The organism is Ktedonobacter robiniae (genome assembly GCF_016587375.1).
Taxonomy (GTDB): domain Bacteria; phylum Chloroflexota; class Ktedonobacteria; order Ktedonobacterales; family Ktedonobacteraceae; genus Ktedonobacter; species Ktedonobacter robiniae.
Window position 1 is genome coordinate 12704 of record NZ_BNJG01000007.1, and the last position, 20845, is coordinate 33548.

At 54.2% G+C, this 20845-nt stretch carries 16 protein-coding genes and 2 pseudogenes; 7 read left to right on the forward strand and 11 right to left on the reverse strand.

The features are described from left to right. The first annotated feature begins 83 nt into the window (after positions 1–83). Both JMJ04_RS45100 and JMJ04_RS45105 read left to right on the forward strand, forming a co-directional pair. Positions 84–1841, forward strand: coding sequence for a class I mannose-6-phosphate isomerase (locus tag JMJ04_RS45100; RefSeq protein ID WP_201376889.1), 1758 nt, complete (start codon positions 84–86; stop codon positions 1839–1841). A 19-nt stretch (positions 1842–1860) separates the two neighbouring features. Then, entirely contained in the window at positions 1861–3312 is a 1452-nt protein-coding gene (locus JMJ04_RS45105) for an amylo-alpha-1,6-glucosidase (RefSeq protein WP_201376890.1), read from the forward strand. A 502-nt stretch (positions 3313–3814) separates the two neighbouring features. On the opposite strand, the pseudogene JMJ04_RS45110 reads toward JMJ04_RS45105, so the two are convergent. Both JMJ04_RS45110 and JMJ04_RS45115 read right to left on the reverse strand, forming a co-directional pair. Next, positions 3815–5692: pseudogene (locus JMJ04_RS45110) on the reverse strand (PAS domain-containing sensor histidine kinase); the annotation flags it as partial. Between the two features lie 391 nt (positions 5693–6083). After that, positions 6084–6980, reverse strand: coding sequence for a LysR family transcriptional regulator (locus tag JMJ04_RS45115; protein WP_201376892.1), 897 nt, complete (start codon positions 6978–6980; stop codon positions 6084–6086). A gap of 261 nt (positions 6981–7241) precedes the next feature. On the opposite strand from JMJ04_RS45115, the gene JMJ04_RS45120 reads away from it, so the two are divergent. Then, positions 7242–9548, forward strand: a complete 2307-nt coding sequence (locus JMJ04_RS45120) for an FUSC family protein (protein WP_236039187.1) — start codon at positions 7242–7244, stop codon at positions 9546–9548. 155 nt (positions 9549–9703) lie between these two features. Here the strand turns inward: JMJ04_RS45120 and JMJ04_RS45125 are convergent, their stop codons facing one another. The 3 genes from JMJ04_RS45125 to JMJ04_RS45135 all read right to left on the reverse strand — a co-directional run bounded on the left by JMJ04_RS45125 (position 9704) and on the right by JMJ04_RS45135 (position 11716). After that, on the reverse strand, positions 9704–10582 hold the full coding sequence (locus JMJ04_RS45125) for an ABC transporter substrate-binding protein (RefSeq protein ID WP_201376894.1): 879 nt from the start codon (positions 10580–10582) through the stop codon (positions 9704–9706). Positions 10583–10712: 130 nt separating this feature from the next. Continuing rightward, a complete protein-coding gene (locus JMJ04_RS45130; RefSeq protein WP_201376895.1) occupies positions 10713–11471 on the reverse strand; it encodes an SDR family NAD(P)-dependent oxidoreductase in 759 nt (252 codons plus the stop codon). Next, the gene (locus tag JMJ04_RS45135) at positions 11468–11716 is read right to left on the reverse strand and encodes a hypothetical protein (protein ID WP_201376896.1); all 249 of its coding nucleotides are present in this window, start codon (positions 11714–11716) and stop codon (positions 11468–11470) included. The genes JMJ04_RS45130 and JMJ04_RS45135 overlap by 4 nt, the downstream gene beginning before the upstream one ends. A 427-nt stretch (positions 11717–12143) precedes the next feature. Between JMJ04_RS45135 and JMJ04_RS45140 the strand changes: the two genes are divergently transcribed. Next, complete coding sequence (locus tag JMJ04_RS45140; RefSeq protein ID WP_236039178.1) at positions 12144–12557, forward strand: hypothetical protein; 414 nt, start codon at positions 12144–12146, stop codon at positions 12555–12557. Between the two features lie 131 nt (positions 12558–12688). Here the strand turns inward: JMJ04_RS45140 and JMJ04_RS45145 are convergent, their stop codons facing one another. From JMJ04_RS45145 to JMJ04_RS45155, 3 genes and pseudogenes are all read right to left on the reverse strand, one after another. Further along, positions 12689–13477 carry an SDR family NAD(P)-dependent oxidoreductase gene (locus tag JMJ04_RS45145; RefSeq protein ID WP_201376897.1) on the reverse strand — a complete coding sequence of 263 codons (789 nt, stop codon included), beginning with the start codon at positions 13475–13477 and terminating at the stop codon, positions 12689–12691. 215 nt (positions 13478–13692) lie between these two features. Further along, the gene (locus JMJ04_RS45150; protein WP_201376898.1) at positions 13693–14358 is read right to left on the reverse strand and encodes a nitroreductase; all 666 of its coding nucleotides are present in this window, start codon (positions 14356–14358) and stop codon (positions 13693–13695) included. A gap of 19 nt (positions 14359–14377) precedes the next feature. Then, positions 14378–14560: pseudogene (locus tag JMJ04_RS45155) on the reverse strand (NAD-dependent epimerase/dehydratase family protein); the annotation flags it as partial. 343 nt (positions 14561–14903) lie between these two features. On the opposite strand from JMJ04_RS45155, the gene pdxR reads away from it, so the two are divergent. After that, positions 14904–16415, forward strand: a complete 1512-nt coding sequence (gene pdxR / locus JMJ04_RS45160) for a MocR-like pyridoxine biosynthesis transcription factor PdxR (protein WP_201376900.1) — start codon at positions 14904–14906, stop codon at positions 16413–16415. Positions 16416–16690: 275 nt separating this feature from the next. Here pdxR and JMJ04_RS49400 read toward each other — a convergent pair whose 3' ends face one another. Next, positions 16691–16882: a transposase family protein gene (locus JMJ04_RS49400; protein WP_201376901.1), complete on the reverse strand. Its 192-nt coding sequence runs from the start codon at positions 16880–16882 to the stop codon at positions 16691–16693. Between the two features lie 99 nt (positions 16883–16981). Beyond that, positions 16982–17614 carry a helix-turn-helix transcriptional regulator gene (locus JMJ04_RS45170; RefSeq protein ID WP_201376902.1) on the reverse strand — a complete coding sequence of 211 codons (633 nt, stop codon included), beginning with the start codon at positions 17612–17614 and terminating at the stop codon, positions 16982–16984. A 188-nt stretch (positions 17615–17802) separates the two neighbouring features. On the opposite strand from JMJ04_RS45170, the gene JMJ04_RS45175 reads away from it, so the two are divergent. Both JMJ04_RS45175 and folE read left to right on the forward strand, forming a co-directional pair. Further along, positions 17803–18687 (forward strand): Rieske (2Fe-2S) protein, encoded by an 885-nt coding sequence (locus JMJ04_RS45175; RefSeq protein WP_201376903.1) that lies wholly within the window; start codon positions 17803–17805, stop codon positions 18685–18687. Between the two features lie 273 nt (positions 18688–18960). Next, on the forward strand, positions 18961–19566 hold the full coding sequence (folE, locus tag JMJ04_RS45180; protein ID WP_201376904.1) for a GTP cyclohydrolase I: 606 nt from the start codon (positions 18961–18963) through the stop codon (positions 19564–19566). A gap of 137 nt (positions 19567–19703) precedes the next feature. Here the strand turns inward: folE and JMJ04_RS45185 are convergent, their stop codons facing one another. Next, positions 19704–20840, reverse strand: coding sequence for a Gfo/Idh/MocA family protein (locus JMJ04_RS45185; RefSeq protein WP_201376905.1), 1137 nt, complete (start codon positions 20838–20840; stop codon positions 19704–19706). Positions 20841–20845 lie beyond the last annotated feature (5 nt).

Consider the following 20845-nt stretch of genomic DNA (forward strand, 5'->3'; position numbering starts at 1 on the left):
CTAAGAGCGAACATTGCCACCACTCGATAGTGAAACAGTGCTCTGGATTGTTAGGGCATATATATAAAGGAAGTACCGGTGTAATGGAAGAATCATCTGCTACGTCAAAGTATCGTACACACCCTGTTCATCGTTTCCCCTGGCTCAGCATTGAAGAAGGACATCTGGCCCTCGCGCGCAAGCTCTCTCACGCTGCTAAGGGCTTAACTGGCCCAGAGGTAGTGGTCATTGATGGTTTTGTTGGCTTGCCCTGGGACAATTTCATAGCGCGACTACGTGTCGCACTGCAAGAGGTAGCGCAAGAGAGAGCGATACGCTGGCTCTCAACCGAAACGTGCTTCCGCTCCACAAGCGAGATCCAGCACTTATTAGCGACATCGCTCACTGATGATCCTGTCTTCGGGCGCGTCTTTCACGGTGATCTACGAGACCTCTGGCAGGCGAAACGCTTGGAGCGACTTCAGCGCACCGTTGAAGAGGTGCATAATGACACGATCACCGTTATTTACGGCTTTGGGGCATCCCTTATCACTGACCAGGGATGGCATATATATGTTGATGTGCCCAAGGACCGGGGGCAGCAGTTAGCGGGGCAAAAGGCAATTACGAACGTGGGTGCGTGCGAGCCAGAAGGCTTTGTCGCAATGTACAAACGCTTCTACTTTGTCGACTGGCCCATGCTCAATCGCATCAAGCGCGCGCAACTGGCAAGAATGGACCTCTTTGTAGATGGTAGCGACCACACCGCGCCGAAACTTGTACACGGCGACGACATCCGGCTCGCCCTGCATGAACTGGCTCGAAGACCGTTTCGTGTCAAGCCCTGGTTCGCCCCTGGTGTCTGGGGAGGACAGTGGATGAAGGAACAGTTCGGATTACCAACTGAGGCTCCCAACTATGCCTGGTCCTTTGAGCTGATAGCCCCTGAGAACGGCCTGTTATTGGGGAATAGGGAAAACTTTTTTGAATGTGCCTTCGACTACTTGCTATGGGCCGAGACGGACGCAGTGCTTGGAGTCCCGGTCGCCGCCCGCTATGGCAGCTATTTCCCTATTCGCTTCGACTACCTGGATACTATGGGTGGAACAAACCTCTCCTGTCAGGTCCACCCGCGTGTCGACTATATCCGTGACCAGTTTGGCGAGCCTTTTACCCAGGATGAAACCTATTATATTGTGACCTGTGAGGAAGACGCACAGGTGTATCTGGGCTTGCGTGAGGACACGGATTGTGGTGCACTCAAGGCGGATGCGCTGGCGGCACGCGATCAAGATCAGCCATTCGAGATTACAGATTATGTGAATAGCTTTCCCAGTAAGCCGCATGATCTTTTCCTCATTCCTAGTGGGACCATCCATTGTAGCGGCGCAAACAACCTGGTGCTGGAGATTAGTGCGACTCCCTATATCTTCACATTCAAGGTCTACGACTATCTGCGGCGCGACCTCTCTGGCAATCTGCGCCACGTTCATCTCGATCATGCGTTCGCCAACCTTGATCCGACACGCACAACCAACTGGGTGCGTCAGAACCTCATTCCCCAACCGGAATTGCTGAGAGATGGCCCTGGCTGGGCTGAATATCGTATTGGGGATATCGGACACCTCTTCTTCGCCATACATCGCCTCGAATTCACTACCGCTATCGATGATGAGACGCATGGAAAGTTTGTGGCGCTTAATCTCGTTGAGGGAACCCGCTGTGAGATCCATAGTCCTGGCAATGAGCCCGTAGAATTGCACTTCGCCGAAAGCATTATTCTTCCTGCGAGCATAGGTCATTATACCCTGCGTAATACTGGAAATGCACCGTGTAAGGTTGTCAAAGCCTTTGTGAAATAGAGACGAAGGATTGTATAGAATGAGTGATCATTATAAAACTCCTAAGCCATCTAATAGCGGTTTTCCTCAATCAAGAGAGCAAAAATTGCTTGAAATGCTGAAGGTAGCTGATCATGCTCTTAAGCATAATCTCTATGTAACTACTCTTAATGAGAAAACATATAAGAGAACCGTTCCTTCCAAAGAGTTCTATGTGCATCAATGGAATTGGGACAGTGCAGCAGTAGCAATGGGGCTTGTCCATCTCAATCCTGAACGTGCTTATGATGAACTTCGTGCGCTAGTTTCAGGCCAATGGAATAATGGCTTAATCGCGCATATAACATATAACCCTGGGGAAACACGATACTATCCGCAAGCAGGGAAATGGCATACAGAACAATTCCGAAGAGGCGAAATTGTTACATCAGGTATTACCCAACCACCTCTCCTGAGTATTGCAGTTGATTACGTGTATAAACATTCTCCAGATGGTGCAGCAGGGGATTTTTTAGATGAAGTGCTTCCTGCTGTGATGAAGTATCATGATTACCTAAAAAGATACCGTGATCCAGAAGATGGTGGGTTACTCACTATCGTACATCCCTGGGAAAGCGGTACTGACAATTCTCCTCGCTGGGATAGCTCTTATACGCATATAAACCTCAACGATGTTCCCCAAGCCGTAAGAGAAGATGTAGATGCTAATCGAACTGATGACAAATTAGGAAAAGCATCGCATCGACCAACACAAGAAGATTACTACCGCTTTATGGGTCTTGTGGCTCTTTTTGCTAAGCTAGGCTGGGATTACGAGAAAATTGTTACTCAATCGCCATTTGCGATTAAAGATATACTGTTTTCATCTCTTTGGGCCAGAGCAAATGAAGCATTAGCGGACACGCTTACTCGTGTCGGGAGGACTGATGAAGCAGCAAAATACCATAAATGGGCACAGCAAACACAAGAGGCTTTAGCCCATACTTGGGATGAGGAACACCAACAATATTGTGACATTGATGTTGCGCAGGGAAGGCGTGAACCAATCATTGAGCCAACAAATGCCATGTTTCTGCCGCTCCTGGCAGGCGCAGTAACAGATGAGCAACTCCCGAAGGTACTTACACGACTTTCTGATCCCGAGCAATTCTGGCCTGCATATCCTGTACCAAGTATCGCACTCAATAGCCCTAAATTTGAACTGACACGTTATTGGAGAGGTCCTACATGGCCGATTACAAATCTTTTGATAATCGAGGGCCTGATGAGATATGCCCCACAAAGCGCTCAGGCTCGACAAATGGGAGAAGAGCTCGTGGATAGAACACTAGATATGATCGCCAAAAATGGATTTTACGAATATTATGATCCAACGAAGGGGGAAGCACGACCTGGGCGAGAAGATAATGCCAGGCAATTCGGATTTGCAACCTTTAGCTGGCCTGCCGCCATTTTCATTCAGCTTGCTGAACAATATAGAAAAGCACGTTAAGTTATGTGTGCGTATCGAGATGATTAACCAGTTTAGGATCGTTGCTTCTACGGGAGCGTGATCAAGGGCGGCGAGAAACCGTGAGAGGGTCGAGCGATGGGGCAAGTGATTCCGAGCAAACAACAGGCTTATCCTGAGTGCGATGTGCTGCACGTGACCCAAAGTGGCGTAGAAGTCATGTGGACTTCTCCCGCAGGCGGCAAGCCGCCTGCATGGGACTTACGCTGTGAGGGCCAAGTGCAACAACTGAATCTATTCGAGGGTGGATAAGCACATTTGATTGGCCGATCTGCGCGAGCGCTTGATCGACGCATCAAAAGTCATGACCCAAGCCAGGTAGAATGCAAAAGAAAGGCGCCGTGATGCGCAGCAAAGCCGCCGGATTCAGGCAGGGCATTCAACGCCGAGTGGGTCCGCAAGAATCTGGTTTGTGATGGCGGCGGCAGTCGTGCCGAAACAGCTTCCGCCATCATCATCTCAGTTGACGCGCACGCCACGCGCGTCAACTGCTCAGGCATCCCTCATTGAGAGGAAGGGTCACCGTAAAGGTCGAGCCTTTCCCAACGGCGCTGTCCACCGTGATGGTTCCCCCTTGATGTTTGACGATTTCGGCCACAATATAGAGCCCCATGCCCAGGCCCGGAATTGCTTTCCGCTTGGGATCAGTGACCCGATAGGACCGCTCAAAAATTTTGTCGCGCAGTTCTCGCGGGATGCCCAGGCCATGATCGCGGACGCGGATCGTGACCGCATCGTCGGAGGCGGAGAGATCCATCTCAACGGTCTGGGCATCGGGCGAATACTTGATGGCATTGCTGAGCAGGTTGGTGAAGACCTGTCCCAGCCGGTCTCGATCCCCGATCAGGCTGGTCTGCACGCTCCTGCGGACCAGGATGGTATGGCTGGGATGGAGGTGGTGGATGGTGGCGGTGACCTCCCGCAACACCTCGTCGAGGTCCACCCGCTCCCGCCGATACTCGAGGCTCCCTGCCTGCATCCTGGAGACATCCAGTAACACTGCGATCAGGCGTTCCAGTTGCTTGACGGGACCCTCCACCCGGGCAAGCGCGGTGGCCGCCTCGGGCTGGGAGTGCTTTTCGAGTTGTTTGCGCACCAGTTGGATCTGCATCTTCAAGGCGGTGAGCGGGTTTCTCAGTTCATGGCTGGCCATGCTGATAAAGTCATCCTTGCGTTGTTCTAGTTCCTTGCGCGCCGAATTATCCAGCAGAAAGACGACCATCTGGCGCGGCTGCTCCTGGAAGATAACGCCTCCCACCAACACGGGCAGACGACTGCCATCTTGACATACCAGTTCGGTCTCAAAGGGCGCGTGCTGTCCGCGTGCGGTGAGCTCCTGGATCGAGCGCTCGAAGAGCGGCGCTTGTTCTGGGGAAGTGATCTTCACCCGGTTCAACGTTCTGCTCTGCACCTCTTCTCGGGTATAACCGGTCATGCGAAGAAACGCCTCATTGGCGTCAGCGAGCACTTCTCCTTCCATCTCGACAGAAGTAATCCCGATAATATTGGATTCGATCAGGACGCGGATACGCTCCTGACTCTGGCGTAAGGCTTCCTCCGTTCGTTTCTGATTCTCAATATCGGTGGCGGTGCCAAACCACTTGACGATTTGGCCTCCTTCATCACGTACCGGTATCCCGCGAGTTAAGAACCAGCGATACTCGCCCGTTTGTCCATCCTTGAGGCGATATTCGATCTCATAGGGTTCACCCGAGGCGCACGCATGATGCCAGATCTTCAGGGTGCGCTGAGAATCGTCAGGGTGTAAAAACTGACTCCATCTATGACCCAATGCTTGTGCGGGGGAGGAACCACTATAGTCATACCACCGTTGATTCCAGTACTCAACCCAGCCATCTGGTGACGTCGTCCACACCAGCTGTGGCACCGTTTCAGCCAGCACACGCAAGTTCTCCCGGCTTTCTTTGAGCTGCTGCTCCGCTCGTTTCTGGTCTTCGATATCGGTGCTGGTGCCAAACCACTTGACGATGTGACCGCCTTCATCGCGCATCGGCATGGCGCGCGTTAAGAACCAGCGATACGCTCCATTCTGGCCATTTCTGAGACGCTCTTCGCGCTCATACATGGTTCCCGTGTCCAGGGCATGCTGCCATTGGGCTCGGGTGCCTTCCTGATCATCAGGGTGGATGAACTGGAGATGGTCCCATCTCTGTCTCTGTTCAGGCGCGAACCCGGTGCAGTCACGCCAGCGCTGGTTCGTGTACTCATGCAAGCCGTCTGGTTGGGCTGTCCACATGAGTTGTGGTACTGTCTCGGCAAGGAGACGAAAGTTCTCCTCGCTGGCTTTGAGTTGCTGCTCAGCTCGCTTCTGCGCAGCAATATGCTTGATGAGCGCCTTCCAGAGTGGAAGAGTGAGATGCCTGACCATGCAGTAGCTATCCCTTTCATATGGTCCCATCCCTGGAAGGAAGTTGCTTCCCTGCTCCGATATCTCGAAACAGAATTGATAGATGTGAGAAGACGCGAACACCCTTCCTCGCAAACACAGGCGGTTCATTTGACGATCTACCGGAGGTATTGAGTTGAAACCTCATCGCTGACCTTTGCAGGAAGCATACTCTAGAAAGAGAGTCCCTTCAAGAGTCATTTTTGCAAATTTCATGGTATCATTTGCTGGAGGCTTCCTTTTCAAGCATGGCAAAAAAACGACACGCACTTCACAACACAGCAGATCTTGCCCTCAATCGCACCTTCACGATGCCATTGCATCGCCAGTTGTATGATCGACTACGTCATGTCAGGGAGAGGCGAGCAAAATAATCGATGACAAATTGGCGGAATTGCTGTGCAGCCATCGAGAGGCGACGATCGGTCAGCCAGGAGAGTCCGATCGTACGCTGACACTTCGGCTCTGAAATCGGTATTTGTATGACGGCTGGATCGACTGTTCCGCGCCAGGAAATCGCCGCCCCAAAAGCGATTCCTTGCTCCGCTCTGATCAATCCTCTGATTGTGGATGGGTCGTCACTTTCAAAAACTATCCTGGGACGAAAGCCAGCCTGTTGGCAGAAACTATCGGTCAGCTCGCGCCAGCTGTGCCCTGGCTTCATGCTGATAAAGGCTTCTTGGGCAGCCTCCTGCAGACGAATTTGGGAGCGCCGGGCCAACAGGTGAATCGAGGGAAAAGCAAGCCAAATATCCTCGGTCAGCAGGGAAATGCTGGTGATACCCGGCTGTTGGAGTGGAGGAGAGGAGATACACAGATCACACGTTCCCCTGGCAAGTTGCTGCACCAGACTGGTGACGGCATTGTGATGCCCCGAGAGCAGAAAATGAACTCCCGGGTGATCTTTGCGAAAGGCGCTGAGCAGGTCTGGAAGCAGGTGGGTTGCCGCATCCATCGCGAGCCCAACCTGCCCTTGCCTGCCATTCGCGAGATCGCTGAGGTCACACCTGCCCTGCTCAAGTTCCTCGAAGATCCGCTCAACGCGCTGGACATAAGCCCGACCGAAGTGATTCAGGTGAATGTTTCGTCCCAGACGATCAAATAAAGGTACGCCCAACTCCTCCTCCAGGCGAGCAATGGTCTGGCTGAGAGGTGGTTGGGCAATCCCCAACTCTTCCGCTGCGCGGGTCATGTGCTCCAATCGTGCAACTGCCAGGAAATATTTGAGCTGCAAGAGTTCCACCGTTTCTCTCCTTTTTTATACCATTCAACATATTATATATATATTATACTATATATTGGACGGTATTAAAACGCGATGGTATAGTTTTCTCAAGAGAAACAAACGATGCATTGTGAAGGGAACATGTTTAATCTCGTGCTCCTGGTTCTATTGAAAGAGGCATATGAATAAATACTATTGCATAACTCCGCTTGTGATTTATGACGGCCTGTGTGATCTCAAGCCTGCGGAGCTGTAACCTATAAAGTGCGCCTGAAAGTGATGATAAATCCTATGCTCTTCTCCTTCTTACAGCCAAATATTGATCGTGCACGGAACGCGACCCATGCACATATTCGCACCATGATCACCCTTGATACCGCTGCCTGGCAGAACGGCGTGCGCATGGCTATTATCAGCGTGGCACCCATTCTCATTGGCGTGCTCACTGCTCATCTCGCGTTGAGCGTTATGGCCTTCCTTGGCGCGCTCGGCGTCGCTTTCGCGGATGTGGGTGGGGAGTATCAGAACCGTGCCCTATCCATGTTCAGCGCAACTGTCTTCATGACCGTTACGGTCCTGGTTGCGACGATCACGGGAGCTAATCCCTGGCTGGTGACGCTCCTCATGTTCGCCTGGGCCTTTTTCGGGAGCATGGCCGGTCTCTATGGCCATCTGGCTGGTAAAGTCGGCTTCTCCACCATTTTCGTCTTCATTCTCGTTATGGGCCAGCCCGCGAGCATCGGTGTGGCCTGGATGCGTATGCTTGCCGTCATCATTGGCGCTGCCTGGTCTTTGGCAATCTCTCTCTGGCTCTGGCCTTTCCGCCCCTTTCTCCCCGCACGCCAGGCGGTGAGCGGATACTATCAGGCGGTGAGTGCTCTGTTACGTAAGGCCTGCCATATAGAACTGGAGCAGCATTGGAATGAGGAGGTCAAGCAGGAACGGGCACGCTTGCAGAGGGCCCACGATAAGGCTCACCAGATCGTTGCGGGCCAGCGCTCTCAACGCTCGGACGCTCATCCTTTCCATTCCCTTCTGTTGATGCTCGTCCTCCAGGCCGATTCTCTCATGGAAGCCGTGATTGCCCTCGTCGAAGAGCTGGCGGTGGCGCGCACGCAGAACTATCATCAAGACGAGCAGTCAGCATTTGTAATGGAAGAGTGTGCGGCGCTCCTTGAACAACTGGCGTACGCTATCGCAGGCAAGAAACAGGGTCTCCGGCTAGAAACCCTGGAGCACTCTCTGTATGCCATCGAAACGCAGGAGTATGTCCTGCGCGCTTCACTTCCACAACTGAAGAAAGAGTATTACACGCTCGCCAACACGCGCATGCTGAAGATCCAACCCGAGCACCAGCACTCATTAATCCATGACTGGCTCTCATTACGTCTCGTCAACACGCGCAATCTGGCAAATCTGCTCAAACGTATGAGCGAGCTTACCCGCGAGGCGCGCGATCTTCTCACGCAATCGGACGGCCAGGAGATCTTGCAGGAAATGCTTCAGGCCGAGGCAACAAGCAAAGGCAAATTCTCCTGGAAGGCGCTCTATGCCGTTGTGCGGGAACGTGTCTCGCTCTTCAAAGACAACCTGACACTGCGCTCGTTTACCTTACGTCATGCCCTGCGCCTGGCGACTATCTCAGCCGTTGCAGTGGCAATCGCCAAACTGCTGCACATCCCCGATGGTAGTTGGATCGCTTTGAACATCCTCTTTATCCTGAGGCCTGATTATGGCGCGACGCGCGAGCAAACAGTTCAAAGGATTCTAGGAACCATCATTGGCGCAATCCTGGGGATGCTGCTGATAACCGTCCTGCACATAAATTTTCTCATTTTTCCAGTGATGATCGTCATGTCTTTCTTCTGCTTTGCGTACCAGGAGAAAAATAATACCCTCTTCATTCTGTTTTTCACGACCTTCATTATCATAATGCTCGACTTGATTATGCCGGGAAACGGGCTGGTGCCCTTCATCCGCATCGCCACAACTCTGGCTGGTGGCAGTATGGGCATCCTGGCTGGCTATCTCTTCTGGCCTCTGTGGGAGCGTGAGCGTCTTCCCCAGCAAATGGGACGCACCATCCTGGCCAACCGGGCATACATTGCCAGCGTTCTCGCGGCCTTTATAGCTGACAGCGACAAGAAGGCCGCGCTGGAAGCGGTGCGGCGGGCAAGCAAAGACGCGCACGTGCAGAACGTGAACGCGGCGGCGGCTTTCCAGCGCCTGCTGAACGAACAAAGGGCCAGTGAGAATGAAATTGAGCGCTTCCACATACTCGTCACGTATAACCAGCGTATCTGTGATAATGCCACCGCGCTCGCGGCTCACATTTCGACCCGGCCCGAGCATGACAAGTTTCATCAACTCGAGCGTTTTAGCCAGCAGATGAAGTGGATGCTGCTCGACGTAGAGGAAGCAGCCCGTACCGGGCAACGCATTGGCGTCAATTCTCCATTCAAGGGGATGCTGCGCGATGTGCTAGCCTCACTCCAATATCTGCTTGCTACTTACCCGGCAAACATAGCCGAACAACAGGAGGGAAAGGGAGAGATGGCGCGACGCGCATATAGCATGTGTGAATAGCAATTTCGCGCTGAATCACTCTCTCTTCTTTCTATTGCTTTTGCTTATCTCATCAAAGAAGGCAGATCGCTGAGGGAGCGCGTGGGGCAGGAGGCCGACCCAGCGGCCGCGGGCGTCTCTGTGTGAACTTCGGCAGCGTCGCCGTCGCTGGGATCCTAGAGTGTGGAAGTTGCGGTGCGGTAGAACTCGGCTGCGGTGACGGTGGCAGGGACGCCGAGTTCGGCGGCGACCGCGGTGATCGCGGTGGCGCCGACGGTGAGGTCGGCTTGGCCGTCGGTGGTGAAATACGGTGCGATGAACGTCTCGTAGTGGGCTCGGGCTTCGTCTGCGGTGTGTCGGCCGAGGAACGTCTGGATGTGCCGCACCGTGGTGTTGGGTTCGTTGTGGATCACCTGCAAGGCGCGCCGGTGGGCTCGTACGACGGCCTGGACCGCGGGGTCGTCCGGGTGGATGTAGGTGGGGTCGACGGCCACGCCTACGGTGGGGATCTGGAAGTAGTCGCCGACCCAGGCCAGCACCTGCCAGCCGTGCTCGGCGGCTATCGCCTCCGGTGCCATGGTGCTGCCAACCAGGGCGGCGTCGATCCTGCCGTCGTGCAGCCAGCGCAGGTCCATGCCGTAGTCGCCGGGCGGGCGGACGATAGTCTGGATGTCGCGGTCCGGGTCGAGGCCGATCTGGCGCAGCACGATCCGGGCGAAGCACCCAGGTGCAGTGTTGGGGGCATGTACCGCCAGCCGTCGGCCGGCCAGGTCAGCCAGGGAGGTCAGGCCGGGGCGGGCGAGGAACCAGAACAGAGGGTGGTGGGTGTTGACATTAAGTGCAACCCAGGGGATGCCATTGGCCAGTCGGGACAGCAGTGCCCGGCCAAGCCCGATGGTGGCGCCGTGGCGCAGCCGCTCCTCGTCCCAGGAGCAGCCGTCGCGCAGTGCGACGTGGACGCCCTCGTCGGCGTAGTAGCCCTGCTGGTCGGCGATGTAGGCGACCAGTTCCTCGTGCAGGCCCCGCCCGACGTAGGCAATATCGATCGTGTACATGAACATTTCCCTTTCTCGTGTCACCGCCATGCGCCCGCGCGTGCCGCAGGCCCGGCTGCTGCGGCCCATGGTGCTGAGGTGACGGTATGCCGGATGCGGTCCGGCCCCGTGTGCGGAGGACAGCGGGGCGTCAGTACATGGACATCCCGCCGTTGACCGCAGCCGTAGTGCCGGTCATGAAGGCATTGTCCTCGCTGGCGTAGAAGGCGACCGCTTGAGCGACGTCGCCCGGGTGTGCCAGGCGGCCCAGGGGAGTAGCAGCCACCTGCCGCTGCTTGTGCTCCTCGTCGAACACATCCGCCGCCATGCGGGTGTCCTCCACCGGGCCGGGCTCGACGACGTTGACCGTGATGCCCCGCGGGCCCAGTTCCTGGGCGAGGTACCGGGCGAACTGCGCCAGTGCGGCCTTGGCCGTGCCCAGTGCGATCATGCCCTCTCGGGGCTGGCGGCTGAGACCGGTACCGAGATAGATGATGCGTCCCCAGCTCTGTTCGGTCATGGCGGGCAGGACGGCTTTGGTGACCGCGAACGCGGCACGCATCTCGTCGTCGAGCTTGTCGCCCAGTTCTTCCCACGTCATGTCCTGGAACGGCTTGATCACATACGGGGTGAGTGCGTTGTGCACGAGCACGTCGATGCCGCCCCATGCCGCCTGGACCTGCTTGATCATGCTCTCGACCGCCGCTGCCTCGCGCACGTCGGCCTGCACGGCCATGGCCTGGCCGCCCGCGGCTTTGATGCTGGCCACGACCTCCTCGGCTGCCGTGCCGTTGCGGAGGTAGTTGACCACCACGCGCATCCCTCGCGCAGCCAGAAGGCGCGCGATGGCCGCACCGATTCCGCTGCTGGCCCCTGTCACCAATGCCACCCTGCCTGTTGTCCCAGTCACGGGCCCACCTCCTGCTCATCATCGCGGGCCGTCGGCATGACCACCCGGAGTTGTTCACCGTCGATGCCGGGATGTGCTGAGCGGATCGCCCCGTAAGGCACGGTGTCGACGGTCGCCCGCAGCAGATCGGTCGCGGCCCAGTCGAGTTCGCGCGGCAACTGCGAGGTGAGCAGCCGCTCCAACGCGCCGCAGGTGATCTCACTCAGTAGTTCAGGCGGCGCCGGCAGCAGTCCAATACATCTCACTTTAGGCTCCATTCTTTTGGTAAGGGGTGAGACAAAGAGGATCGAGCAAATCGACAAAATCGAGAAAGCTTTCATCAGGCTCAAAGGGTTTGGGAGGAGGCTGAGCTCGCTTCTTCGCTTGGTACTTGTTGGGCGCTGGCTTGACCTCAATGAAATTGACATACCATATTTTTTTCTGTAAGTCAATAGTTTGTGATATTCAAGTTGAAAAGCTTATATCTGTAAATCCCAGTATTCTGATATTGGAAATACAACAATTATAAGGAGATTTGAAACATGCCACGCAGATAAATAGCATTCGTCTTCAATTGCTGAGGCAGGTTCAGGCAGAGGAAACGTGGGGATTTGTGACAAAAGAACGCTGTCAGTTGGCAGGCTTGCCAAAGGAGCATTGCTTTGATGCTGTGTGATTGCCACACGAGGTACAATGCCCACTTTTCAGACAACGGTCGTCCTCAAGAAGCGATGCGTCGCCGATGGAGATTATCAGCAAACCCAAGGACGACATAGCGAACAACGAATTACCACTGGCAAGATTGGCGGTTTTCGGAAGTTTGATACGGTGCGTTATCAGGGGCAAGAGTACTTCATTAAAGGCCGAATGTCTACTGGCTATGCAATTCTGATGGGCATTGATGGAAACAAGATCAATATCAAGCCAATTCCGAAGTTTGAGAAGATGAACAGAGTAAGTGCACGATTTGCATGGATTATGAGGCAACAACCCATGCCAAGTATCTCATCCTCGACACACCAATCACTAGAAATCTACTCCCGGCTTTCACTGGCAGACGCTCAACCCTCATACAATCAAGCTATGGAGCGCTTCCCTATTCAGTAGCTTAATGTCCCACCGGGCCGAAAAAAGACACATCTCCGCAATGTGGCCCTCAGTCGCTCCTACGAAGCCAGTCACCGGAAGCATGCGGGCACCCGCAGAGCATTGTCGTGTGCTCTCTCGATCCGCAAGAGCTAGCCAATTCCCTCCACAATAGCTCGGCCTTGTGGATTGGCCGCACTCCATTCCCTCGCAATCAAGCGACGACCGGTGAGCTCTTGCGAAGCGTCGGAGGCGAGAAACACAGCCGGAGCCTGCATGATCTCCGGTTGGAGCAAACGCGCCTGGACATTCGCTGGCGTCGAAGCCGGGACCATACCAGTATTGGTCGCGCCACCCGGCTGCAGAATATTGACCCGAATACGCGCCTCAATCAGCTCCTGTGCCCAGATGGCCGAGGCAGACTCAAGCGCAGCCTTCGACGGTCCATAGGGAGAAAAACCGCGCCGTTTCATCCCTTCATAGTCCATACTGATGTTAATGATGCTCCCCTCACACTGCTGCTCCAGCAGACGTGTCACAACTGCACGAGCCATATAGAATGGTCCATTGACATTCGTGTCTATAATCATATGCCAGGCCGCAGGCTCTGCTTCCCAAAAGCGAGTGGGCTCCATCAGAAAAGAAGCATTGACATACTTCATGCCTCGACCGGCGTTATTGACCAGGATATCGACGTGCCCAAACCGTTGGATGGTCTGGTCCACTACCTGTTCACATGCCTCTGGATTCGTCACATCGGCGAGCAGTGCCAACACACGTTCAGACCCATCCTGCTTCGCGAGTTGATCGAGTTCGGCCTGTTCACGCGCAGCCGTTACGGTCACTGATGCTCCTTCTTGTAAGTATGCCTCCGCGATCGCGCGTCCTATCCCTCGCCCCGCTCCGGTCACGATCGCGACCTTTCCATCAAGCTTTCCCATTTCGGTTTCTCCTTTTTTGTCTTTCCAATACAAATGATCAGCACATTTCAGCCATAAGCCGACCAAAAAACGACCGACGCAGAACATCTTCTTACTTCAGATATGGTGCCATTTTTGCGTCATAGAAAGCCAAAGTTTACATCCTACTCATTTGCAGATAGGTAAACAGCTCTTGTCACCAGCAACGTTCACCATGATTGGTAGAGCAACGCCTTCTAACCCTCGACGAACCTGACCGTCTCGTCGAGCGGTGCCCGACCCAGACGGGCTTGACTCACTGTGACGTCCTCGAACCCGATCGACATGCCGCAGAAGAGGATAAGCTCGTCCGGGGGTGATAGGATCTCCGCGACGGTCTTGTGATACTTCGCCCACGCCATCTGCGTACAGCTGTGCAGCCCTTCGGCGCGGAGCAGCAGCATGACCGTCTGCAGATACATGCCGACGTCGGCCCATTGGGGCGGGCCCATGTCGCGGTCGATGTAGCAGAACAGGGCGGCGGGCGCGCCGAAACAGTCCCAGTTCGCGGCAGCGGCTCTCTGGCGCGCCTCCCAGTCCTCGCTCGAGATACCGAGTGCGCCGTAGCGCTGCTTGCCGAAGCCGGATCGGCGCTCGTGGTACGGGGACTTCAGTGCGGGCGGGTACATCTCGTACTCCTCCTCGTCCCAGGGGTCGCCTGCGGCCACACGCTCGCCAGCGCGCTTCTTGAGCTCGGCCAGCGGCGCGCCGGTCAGCACGTAGGCGTGCCACGGCTGGAGGTTCGATCCGGACGGCGACCAAGCCGCGGCGGACAGCACGCGCTCCAGCACCTCCTTCGGGATAGGCCGGTCGGTAAATGCGCGCACTGCCCGTCGGCTCGTGACCGCCTCATAGACGTCCAAGATCTCCTACCTTCCTAAAAGGCGCGTTCGCCACGTCGACGACCACCTGAGCGCCAACAAGCGCTTGAGCTAACCCCTCGCCAGTGATGGTGTTGGCGCCTGTGCTAGGTGATGCCGCCACGACCTGATGGCCAAATTCACGAAGCGTGTTCACAAGCTTTTTTCCGATGAGTCCACTGCCGCCAATAACCACAATCTTCATACTGAACCTCCTCCTTCGTAGCCCGTAAGTCGGGCTTATGATGTCGAAATATATATTCTGATGTGCGTTGGAAAGCCTTGGAGAAGCATTCTATGGAAATTCAATAGAATATCATCAACGTCTCTGTTACCAATCAAAGGCTCACCAGTTCGATGTGCATATCCTTGCAGAATGCACATGCATTGATGTGCACTCACAATCTCAGCAATCTCTACCTACTAAGAAACCTTGCAGTCAAAACGTGTGCTGACCTTTGCAGGAAGCATAGTCTAGAAAGAGAGCCCCTTCAAGAGTCATTTTTGCAAATTTCATGGTATCATTGCTGGAGGCTTCCTTTTCAAGCATGGCAAAAAGACGACACGCCCTTCAAAACATAGCAGATCTTGCCCTCAATCGCACCTTTACGATGCCATTGCATCGCCAGTTGTATGATCGACTGCGTCATGCCATCCTCAGTGGTCAATTGCAACCAGGTCAGGTCCTCCCATCAACACGGGCTCTGGCAAGCGAATTAGGTATTTCTCTGAATACAGTGAACAATGCCTATGAACAACTCTGTGCCGAAGGCTATATCGAAAGAAGGGTCGGGCAGGGGACCAGGGTGGCGCGCGACCTTCCTGAGACCTTTTCCCTTCCCAAAGGGGCTCCACAGAGAAACACAGCTCCCGACGAAAGCACACACGCCCCTCTCCTCTTGTCTCACCTGGGAGAGGATTTAACGCGCCAGGCACCTGAGTCCTCCATCCAGACCTATCGTCGACCGACGCCCCCACGTGCTTTTCACACGGGCACCCCAGACCTACGTGCATTTCCCTTTCCACAGTGGAACCAGATCGCGGCTCACTGCGCACGATCTATGCCCAGAAACATGGCCAATTATCAGGAGATCGCGGGCTATTACCCGCTCCGTGAAGCGATCGCTATCCATGCGAGCATCACACGAGGCGTACATTGCCAGACCGAGCAGGTCATTATTGTGCCAGGAGCGCAGACAGCATTAGATCTGGCAGCGCGCCTCCTCCTGAACCCAGGTGATCTTGCCTGGATGGAAAATCCAGGCTATCTAGGAGCACAACACGCGCTCCTCAACGCGGGCGCGCAACTGGCTCCTATCCCTGTGACATCGGAAGGGATCAATGTTGAAATTGGGCAAAAGCGCTACCCACAAGCTCGCCTGGCCTTCGTCACTCCATCGCATCAATTCCCTTCGGGTATTACCATGCATCTGTCGCAACGCGTTGCCCTCCTGCAATGGGCGAAGCAAGCCAATGCCTGGATTCTCGAAGATGATTATGACAGCGATTATCGCTTCAGTGGTCGACCACTTGATGCCTTACAGGGGCTTGATCTCGCCCAGCGCGTCATCTACATTGGAACGTTCAGCAAAGTGCTTTTTCCAGCACTTCGCATCGGCTATCTGATCGTCCCGCCCCAACTCATCCCCCCTTTCCTCGCCCTCTGTAGTTATACCCATATTCATGTGCCTATTCTTGACCAATTGACCCTGGAAGCCTGGATGACCAAAGGGTATTTGCTGCGTCATATCCGCCATATGCGCGACCTCTATGCAGCCAGAAGAGCGCTCCTCATCGAGTCGTTGCAGAAGGAACTTGGGGGGAGCATAGACGTGCAGCCTCCTCAAGCCGGTTTACATCTTATGGGGTGGCTTCCGCCGACTCTTGACGATCAGCAGATTACACAACAAGCTGCAAGCTGCGGGCTCGATATCATTCCCCTGTCGGCGTTGACGCTCGGTTCATCACAGCGAGGAGGTCTTGTTCTTGGCTATGGAGCCATCAATGAGCAGGAGATTCAGGCTGGCGTTCGTCAACTGGTGAGCGTTTTTCCCTCATAACATGCTACCTTCACCTCCAAATCAACCAGGAGCGTCCTATAGCGTTGGCCTTTGCGCCATGCCCACTCGTCCACTCCCACTCCTCGTACAGTGGAGAAAGAAGGCAGTGGGGCTTGGCGAACGAGACGCAAGAGAGTCGTGGGACGACACGTCATTGCCAGTCGTCGGCTTAGCCGTGCACCAGCTTCGCCTCCCATCGTCTCGCCAATAATTCGCAACAATTCTTGTGCAGAACTGGTCCGCTGAGCATGAGGAGCAATCAGGAGAGGAAAGGATTATGCAAACGTTTTGCGGCAACAGATGGGATGAGAACAGTGGAATCTTCGCACATGGAGTAGCAGACGAACCGGTTGCCCATTCAAAGGCAGTGCCTTTGGTGGACGGGTATACGTGCTGTGAACCTGAGATGAGATGTGTTGACAATCAGGGCAGGAGGCGTGCGAAGTCGTGGCGCAGGCCGCGATCACAATGGCTTCCTAATTCTACCACATTTTCCTGCACGGAAGATGACGGAGAAACATTTTTCTGGGGCAATTCCACCCCAAAGAGGCGCCACGCACTTCTGATCATTCCATCCCATGAATGATGAAGCAACAGGGAGCGGCCTTCCTCCCATCACACTGCTCCTGGACAGAGGCACCAACAACCTCTGAAAGCATTGTAGCCAGAAGACGACATACTTCTGGATGTCCTGGCACAGCTGCTGCCAATGGACAGCGATAACCACGGATGATGTATGTGTGCTCTCCTCGTTCTAGCTCTGCCAGCCCGCCCAGAGCATCAAGCAGGGCAAGCGCTCGCTCCAGACGAGGTACTGGCTCTCCCTGTGAGGCAGGCCACAAGGCCGCCAGACGCCGACCCGTTGTTCGCATCAATCGGTCGATCTCCTCAGTGGTTAGATGGCCAACGAGCGCCTCTAGAAGCTGATGTAACACCAAACCATAGGCTTTGGGAAAGCGCTCCTCAGCGGCTGGGGTAAGAGCATAGAGCGTTGCAGGCTTACTCCGGCTCCGACGCTGTCCCTGCTGCTGGACGAGCCCATCGCGCTCCAATACCATGAGTTGCGCACGGATTGCGTTGTCCGTAAGACCAAGCTGCTCAGCTAACTCCTCGACGGTATGACTAGATCGACGCAAGAGCCTGACCAGCTTCCCGCGAGTACTGCTCAAAAAGGGAGTCTCCCCTGGCGGCTGCTGCATTTCTTCCTTCCCCTTTTCCTCTCATTTTCCTCTCACTCTATCACGCCATCGATCGCTTAGTCAAGAAAGTCAAATGATTATTTGACTTTCTTTGTGATCTATGGTATAGAGATAGACAAGAACCCATTCAGGTTGTTAACTGACTTCTTGTTATGACGTTATGAGGCACACGAGAGGAGTAAGACATCATGGACGAAACCCCTCCTGCACCACAACCCTTTGTAGAACGGTTGAGTGAGCAATTGCAGCATTTCATCCAGATTCTGGTGGGGGCGCAGCGCACTCCGCCTCGACATCTCAAAAGCTTCCTCACTGGGACCTGGTTGGGGCATCCTCTACATCCAGCGCTCACTGATATTCCTATCACTGCCTGGCTGCTCACAGCTGTCTTTGATGTGCTTTGGGTCTTCGGACCTGATGCTTTTGCCTGGGCGGCTCGTAGTGCGGAGGTCACCGTTCTGCTCGGCCTGCTTGCAGCGTTGGGTGCCATTGTGACTGGATTGACCGATTGGAGTGATACCTATGGAGCTGAACGACGGGTGGGGCTGTATCACGCCATATTCAATGCGACTGCAACCCTTCTCTATCTTGTTTCCTCGGTACTGCGTTTCTTGCAACCTTCAAGTGAAAGCCTTCCTGCAGCGATACTCGGCTTGATTGGGTTAGCCGCCGTCATGTATGCAGCCTATCTGGGAGGTGATCTTGTCTTTGTCAAAGGTACTGGTATCAACCACACTGCCTGGGAAGCGGGAAGTGAACAGTATGAAGCGGTGCTCTCAGCACAAGAGGTCGAAGAAAATAAGCTCTATCGGGTGACAGCGGCAGGTGTCCCAGTCCTCGTGCTTCGGCAGGGAGAACAGTGGTATGCGATCTCTGCAACGTGCCCGCATGCAGGTGCTCCTCTCGACGAAGGGACACTACAAGGAGACATTGTAGAATGCCCCTGGCATGGGTCTCGTTTCTGTCTGCGCGATGGGCGAGTACTCACCGGACCAGCTACCGTCAATGCCCCTCGCTATAATGTGCGAGTCCGTGATGGTCAGGTAGAAATCAGGCGCATAAGTAAGGAGTGATAAACACAAGAGACATTCGCGCAGAATATGTGATTTCTGCAATAGCAATCTTTCAAGCATTTCAAGAACGACCTGCCAAAGACTGTTTCGAGCGGTTGCTCGAAAAGCAAGGTAAGCAATGGAATGCTGCTCATGTATGTGAGAACCAGGAAAAGATTTCATCTGGGATGGGGATCTTCCCTGGTTCAATTCTGGTGAGGCAATGCATACAAGAATCAAGTATAGATAGTGTTTTTATTACCTCTCTATTGAACAATACAGAAAGAGACAATTATGATAGATAGTGATTATCGATGTCGCAATGAACCTCTTTCCCATATGGAAGAACTGCCAAAACGGGTCGATTATCAGAGACTGCTCACGTTAGGTCGTGAGTTATTGATAGCCATTGGAGAAAATCCTGATCGTGAAGGGCTCCGCGAGACGCCTCGACGTTGGGCCGACTCCTGGCGTGAATTTATAGAGTATGATCCTGGTATGACTGAGACGACCTTTTCTTCGACAACGACTGGTCAGATGGTCTGTGTTTCTGGAATACGAGTCTCATCGCTCTGTGAGCATCATCTTCTTCCCTTCTGGTGTGATGTTTGTATTGGCTATATTCCTCACGAAACCGTGTTGGGCCTCTCCAAATTCGCACGTATTGCCCATCAATTTGCCCATCAATTGCAACTCCAGGAGCAATTAGGGCAACAGATCGCTGATGAGGTCAGTCGCATTACACGTACAGAGAACGTGGCTGTAGTACTTAAAGGGGAACATCTCTGTATGGCAACACGTGGCATCCGAACACCTGGACAGATGATCTCATCAGTGATGCGGGGTATTTTTCATGAGCAAGGCGAAGTACGCATGGAGTTTTTGCAACTTCTACGATGAGATATACCCATTTGGGCTCCAAATTCTCTCTTCTCCAGTGCAAATACAATCCAGTTCCCTGCTAATAGGGAACTGAAGCTTTCTTATGAACCTTAAAAGACAGTGTCTGAAGCCAGGGTCCCCGCATGGCACGATTCTTATGATGGAGAGGAACGACTGAAATCATATCGAGAAGCGTAGTGCATACTATGACCTTGCTCAATAGATTGCTGGGAAAGGAACGCCAGTCGGAAGCTCTCATATGCATCTTGCAGCGTTACTGCTGATGTATAGCCTGGTTCCTGAATGGATAGAACAAGGTCAGCCATGCCCTGGCGAATGGCATTTGCATAATCCGCGGTGCGGTCAGGCCGCGTGAGCGTTGCATGCACCAGTTGACCTGCCGTCGCGCCTGTAATCCCTTCTGGCGCAGGCATGGTCTTTATGTCGAGCTCTGTTTGCAGAAGATGTGTCAGAGCAGGGTAATCAGTTGAAGCAAGCGATCCCTCTATCTCCAGGCGATCCGGGATCCAGCCATACGCCGTTGCCGTTCCTTGCTCCATCACCACGCGAAGCACCGTTTTCTCCAGGATAGCCGTACGATCAAACGCATGATAAAAATGAGCAAGCGCGCCGCTGGCATAGGAGACTGACGACATGACCCGGTCTTGCCTGCCATCGGAAGTTGTGCGTGCATTGCCGGATACGAGAACAGGTTTGCTCGCGACAAGCTGGCTACACAGATCAAAGAAGTGGACTCCGTGCTCAATGAAGATGCCACCACTCCGGGAGCGATCCCAAAACCAGTGCTGTGGATGGAGCGCCTCGTTTGAGGCAGTGTTCTCCAGGCGAATATAGGTCACCTCACCCAAGAGCTTACTTCGCACCAGGGCCTGCAGAGTAGTATATAAAGGAACATGGCGGAGGACATAATCGACCTGAATGTGGATACCATGGGTCCTAGCTGCACTTACAAGGGCATCCGCCTCTGTGAGTGTGGTGGCAAGAGGCTTTTCAAGAAAAACATGTTTGCCCACAGAAATCGCTTTCAGCGCTTGAGGAACGTGTAGCCAGGGAGGCGTGGCGATCGTCACAATATCAACATCCGGATCGGCAAGGAGTTGATCAATGTCGGCATATGCCCTGGCATCGAAACGCCTGGCGGCCCCTTCTCTTCGAGAGGCCGCAACATCAGTAATAGCAACAATACGGACCCGAGACATGGTAGCATAAGCTTGCGCGGTAAATTCACCAAAACCCCCATATCCAATAATACCCAGCCCAAGTGGTTTCATCTTAG

What these genes read in the sequence shown, in the direction of transcription:
- JMJ04_RS45100 (WP_201376889.1), top strand. Translation starts at nt 84, where the DNA reads ATGGAAGAATCATCTGCTACGTCAAAGTATCGTACACACCCTGTTCAT.
- JMJ04_RS45105 (WP_201376890.1), top strand. Translation starts at nt 1,861, where the DNA reads ATGAGTGATCATTATAAAACTCCTAAGCCATCTAATAGCGGTTTTCCT.
- JMJ04_RS45120 (WP_236039187.1), top strand. Translation starts at nt 7,242, where the DNA reads ATGATAAATCCTATGCTCTTCTCCTTCTTACAGCCAAATATTGATCGT.
- JMJ04_RS45125 (WP_201376894.1), bottom strand. Translation starts at nt 10,582, where the DNA reads ATGTACACGATCGATATTGCCTACGTCGGGCGGGGCCTGCACGAGGAA.
- JMJ04_RS45140 (WP_236039178.1), top strand. Translation starts at nt 12,144, where the DNA reads ATGCCCACTTTTCAGACAACGGTCGTCCTCAAGAAGCGATGCGTCGCC.
- JMJ04_RS45145 (WP_201376897.1), bottom strand. Translation starts at nt 13,477, where the DNA reads ATGGGAAAGCTTGATGGAAAGGTCGCGATCGTGACCGGAGCGGGGCGA.
- pdxR (WP_201376900.1), top strand. Translation starts at nt 14,904, where the DNA reads ATGGCAAAAAGACGACACGCCCTTCAAAACATAGCAGATCTTGCCCTC.
- JMJ04_RS45170 (WP_201376902.1), bottom strand. Translation starts at nt 17,614, where the DNA reads ATGCAGCAGCCGCCAGGGGAGACTCCCTTTTTGAGCAGTACTCGCGGG.
- JMJ04_RS45175 (WP_201376903.1), top strand. Translation starts at nt 17,803, where the DNA reads ATGGACGAAACCCCTCCTGCACCACAACCCTTTGTAGAACGGTTGAGT.
- folE (WP_201376904.1), top strand. Translation starts at nt 18,961, where the DNA reads ATGATAGATAGTGATTATCGATGTCGCAATGAACCTCTTTCCCATATG.
- JMJ04_RS45185 (WP_201376905.1), bottom strand. Translation starts at nt 20,840, where the DNA reads ATGAAACCACTTGGGCTGGGTATTATTGGATATGGGGGTTTTGGTGAA.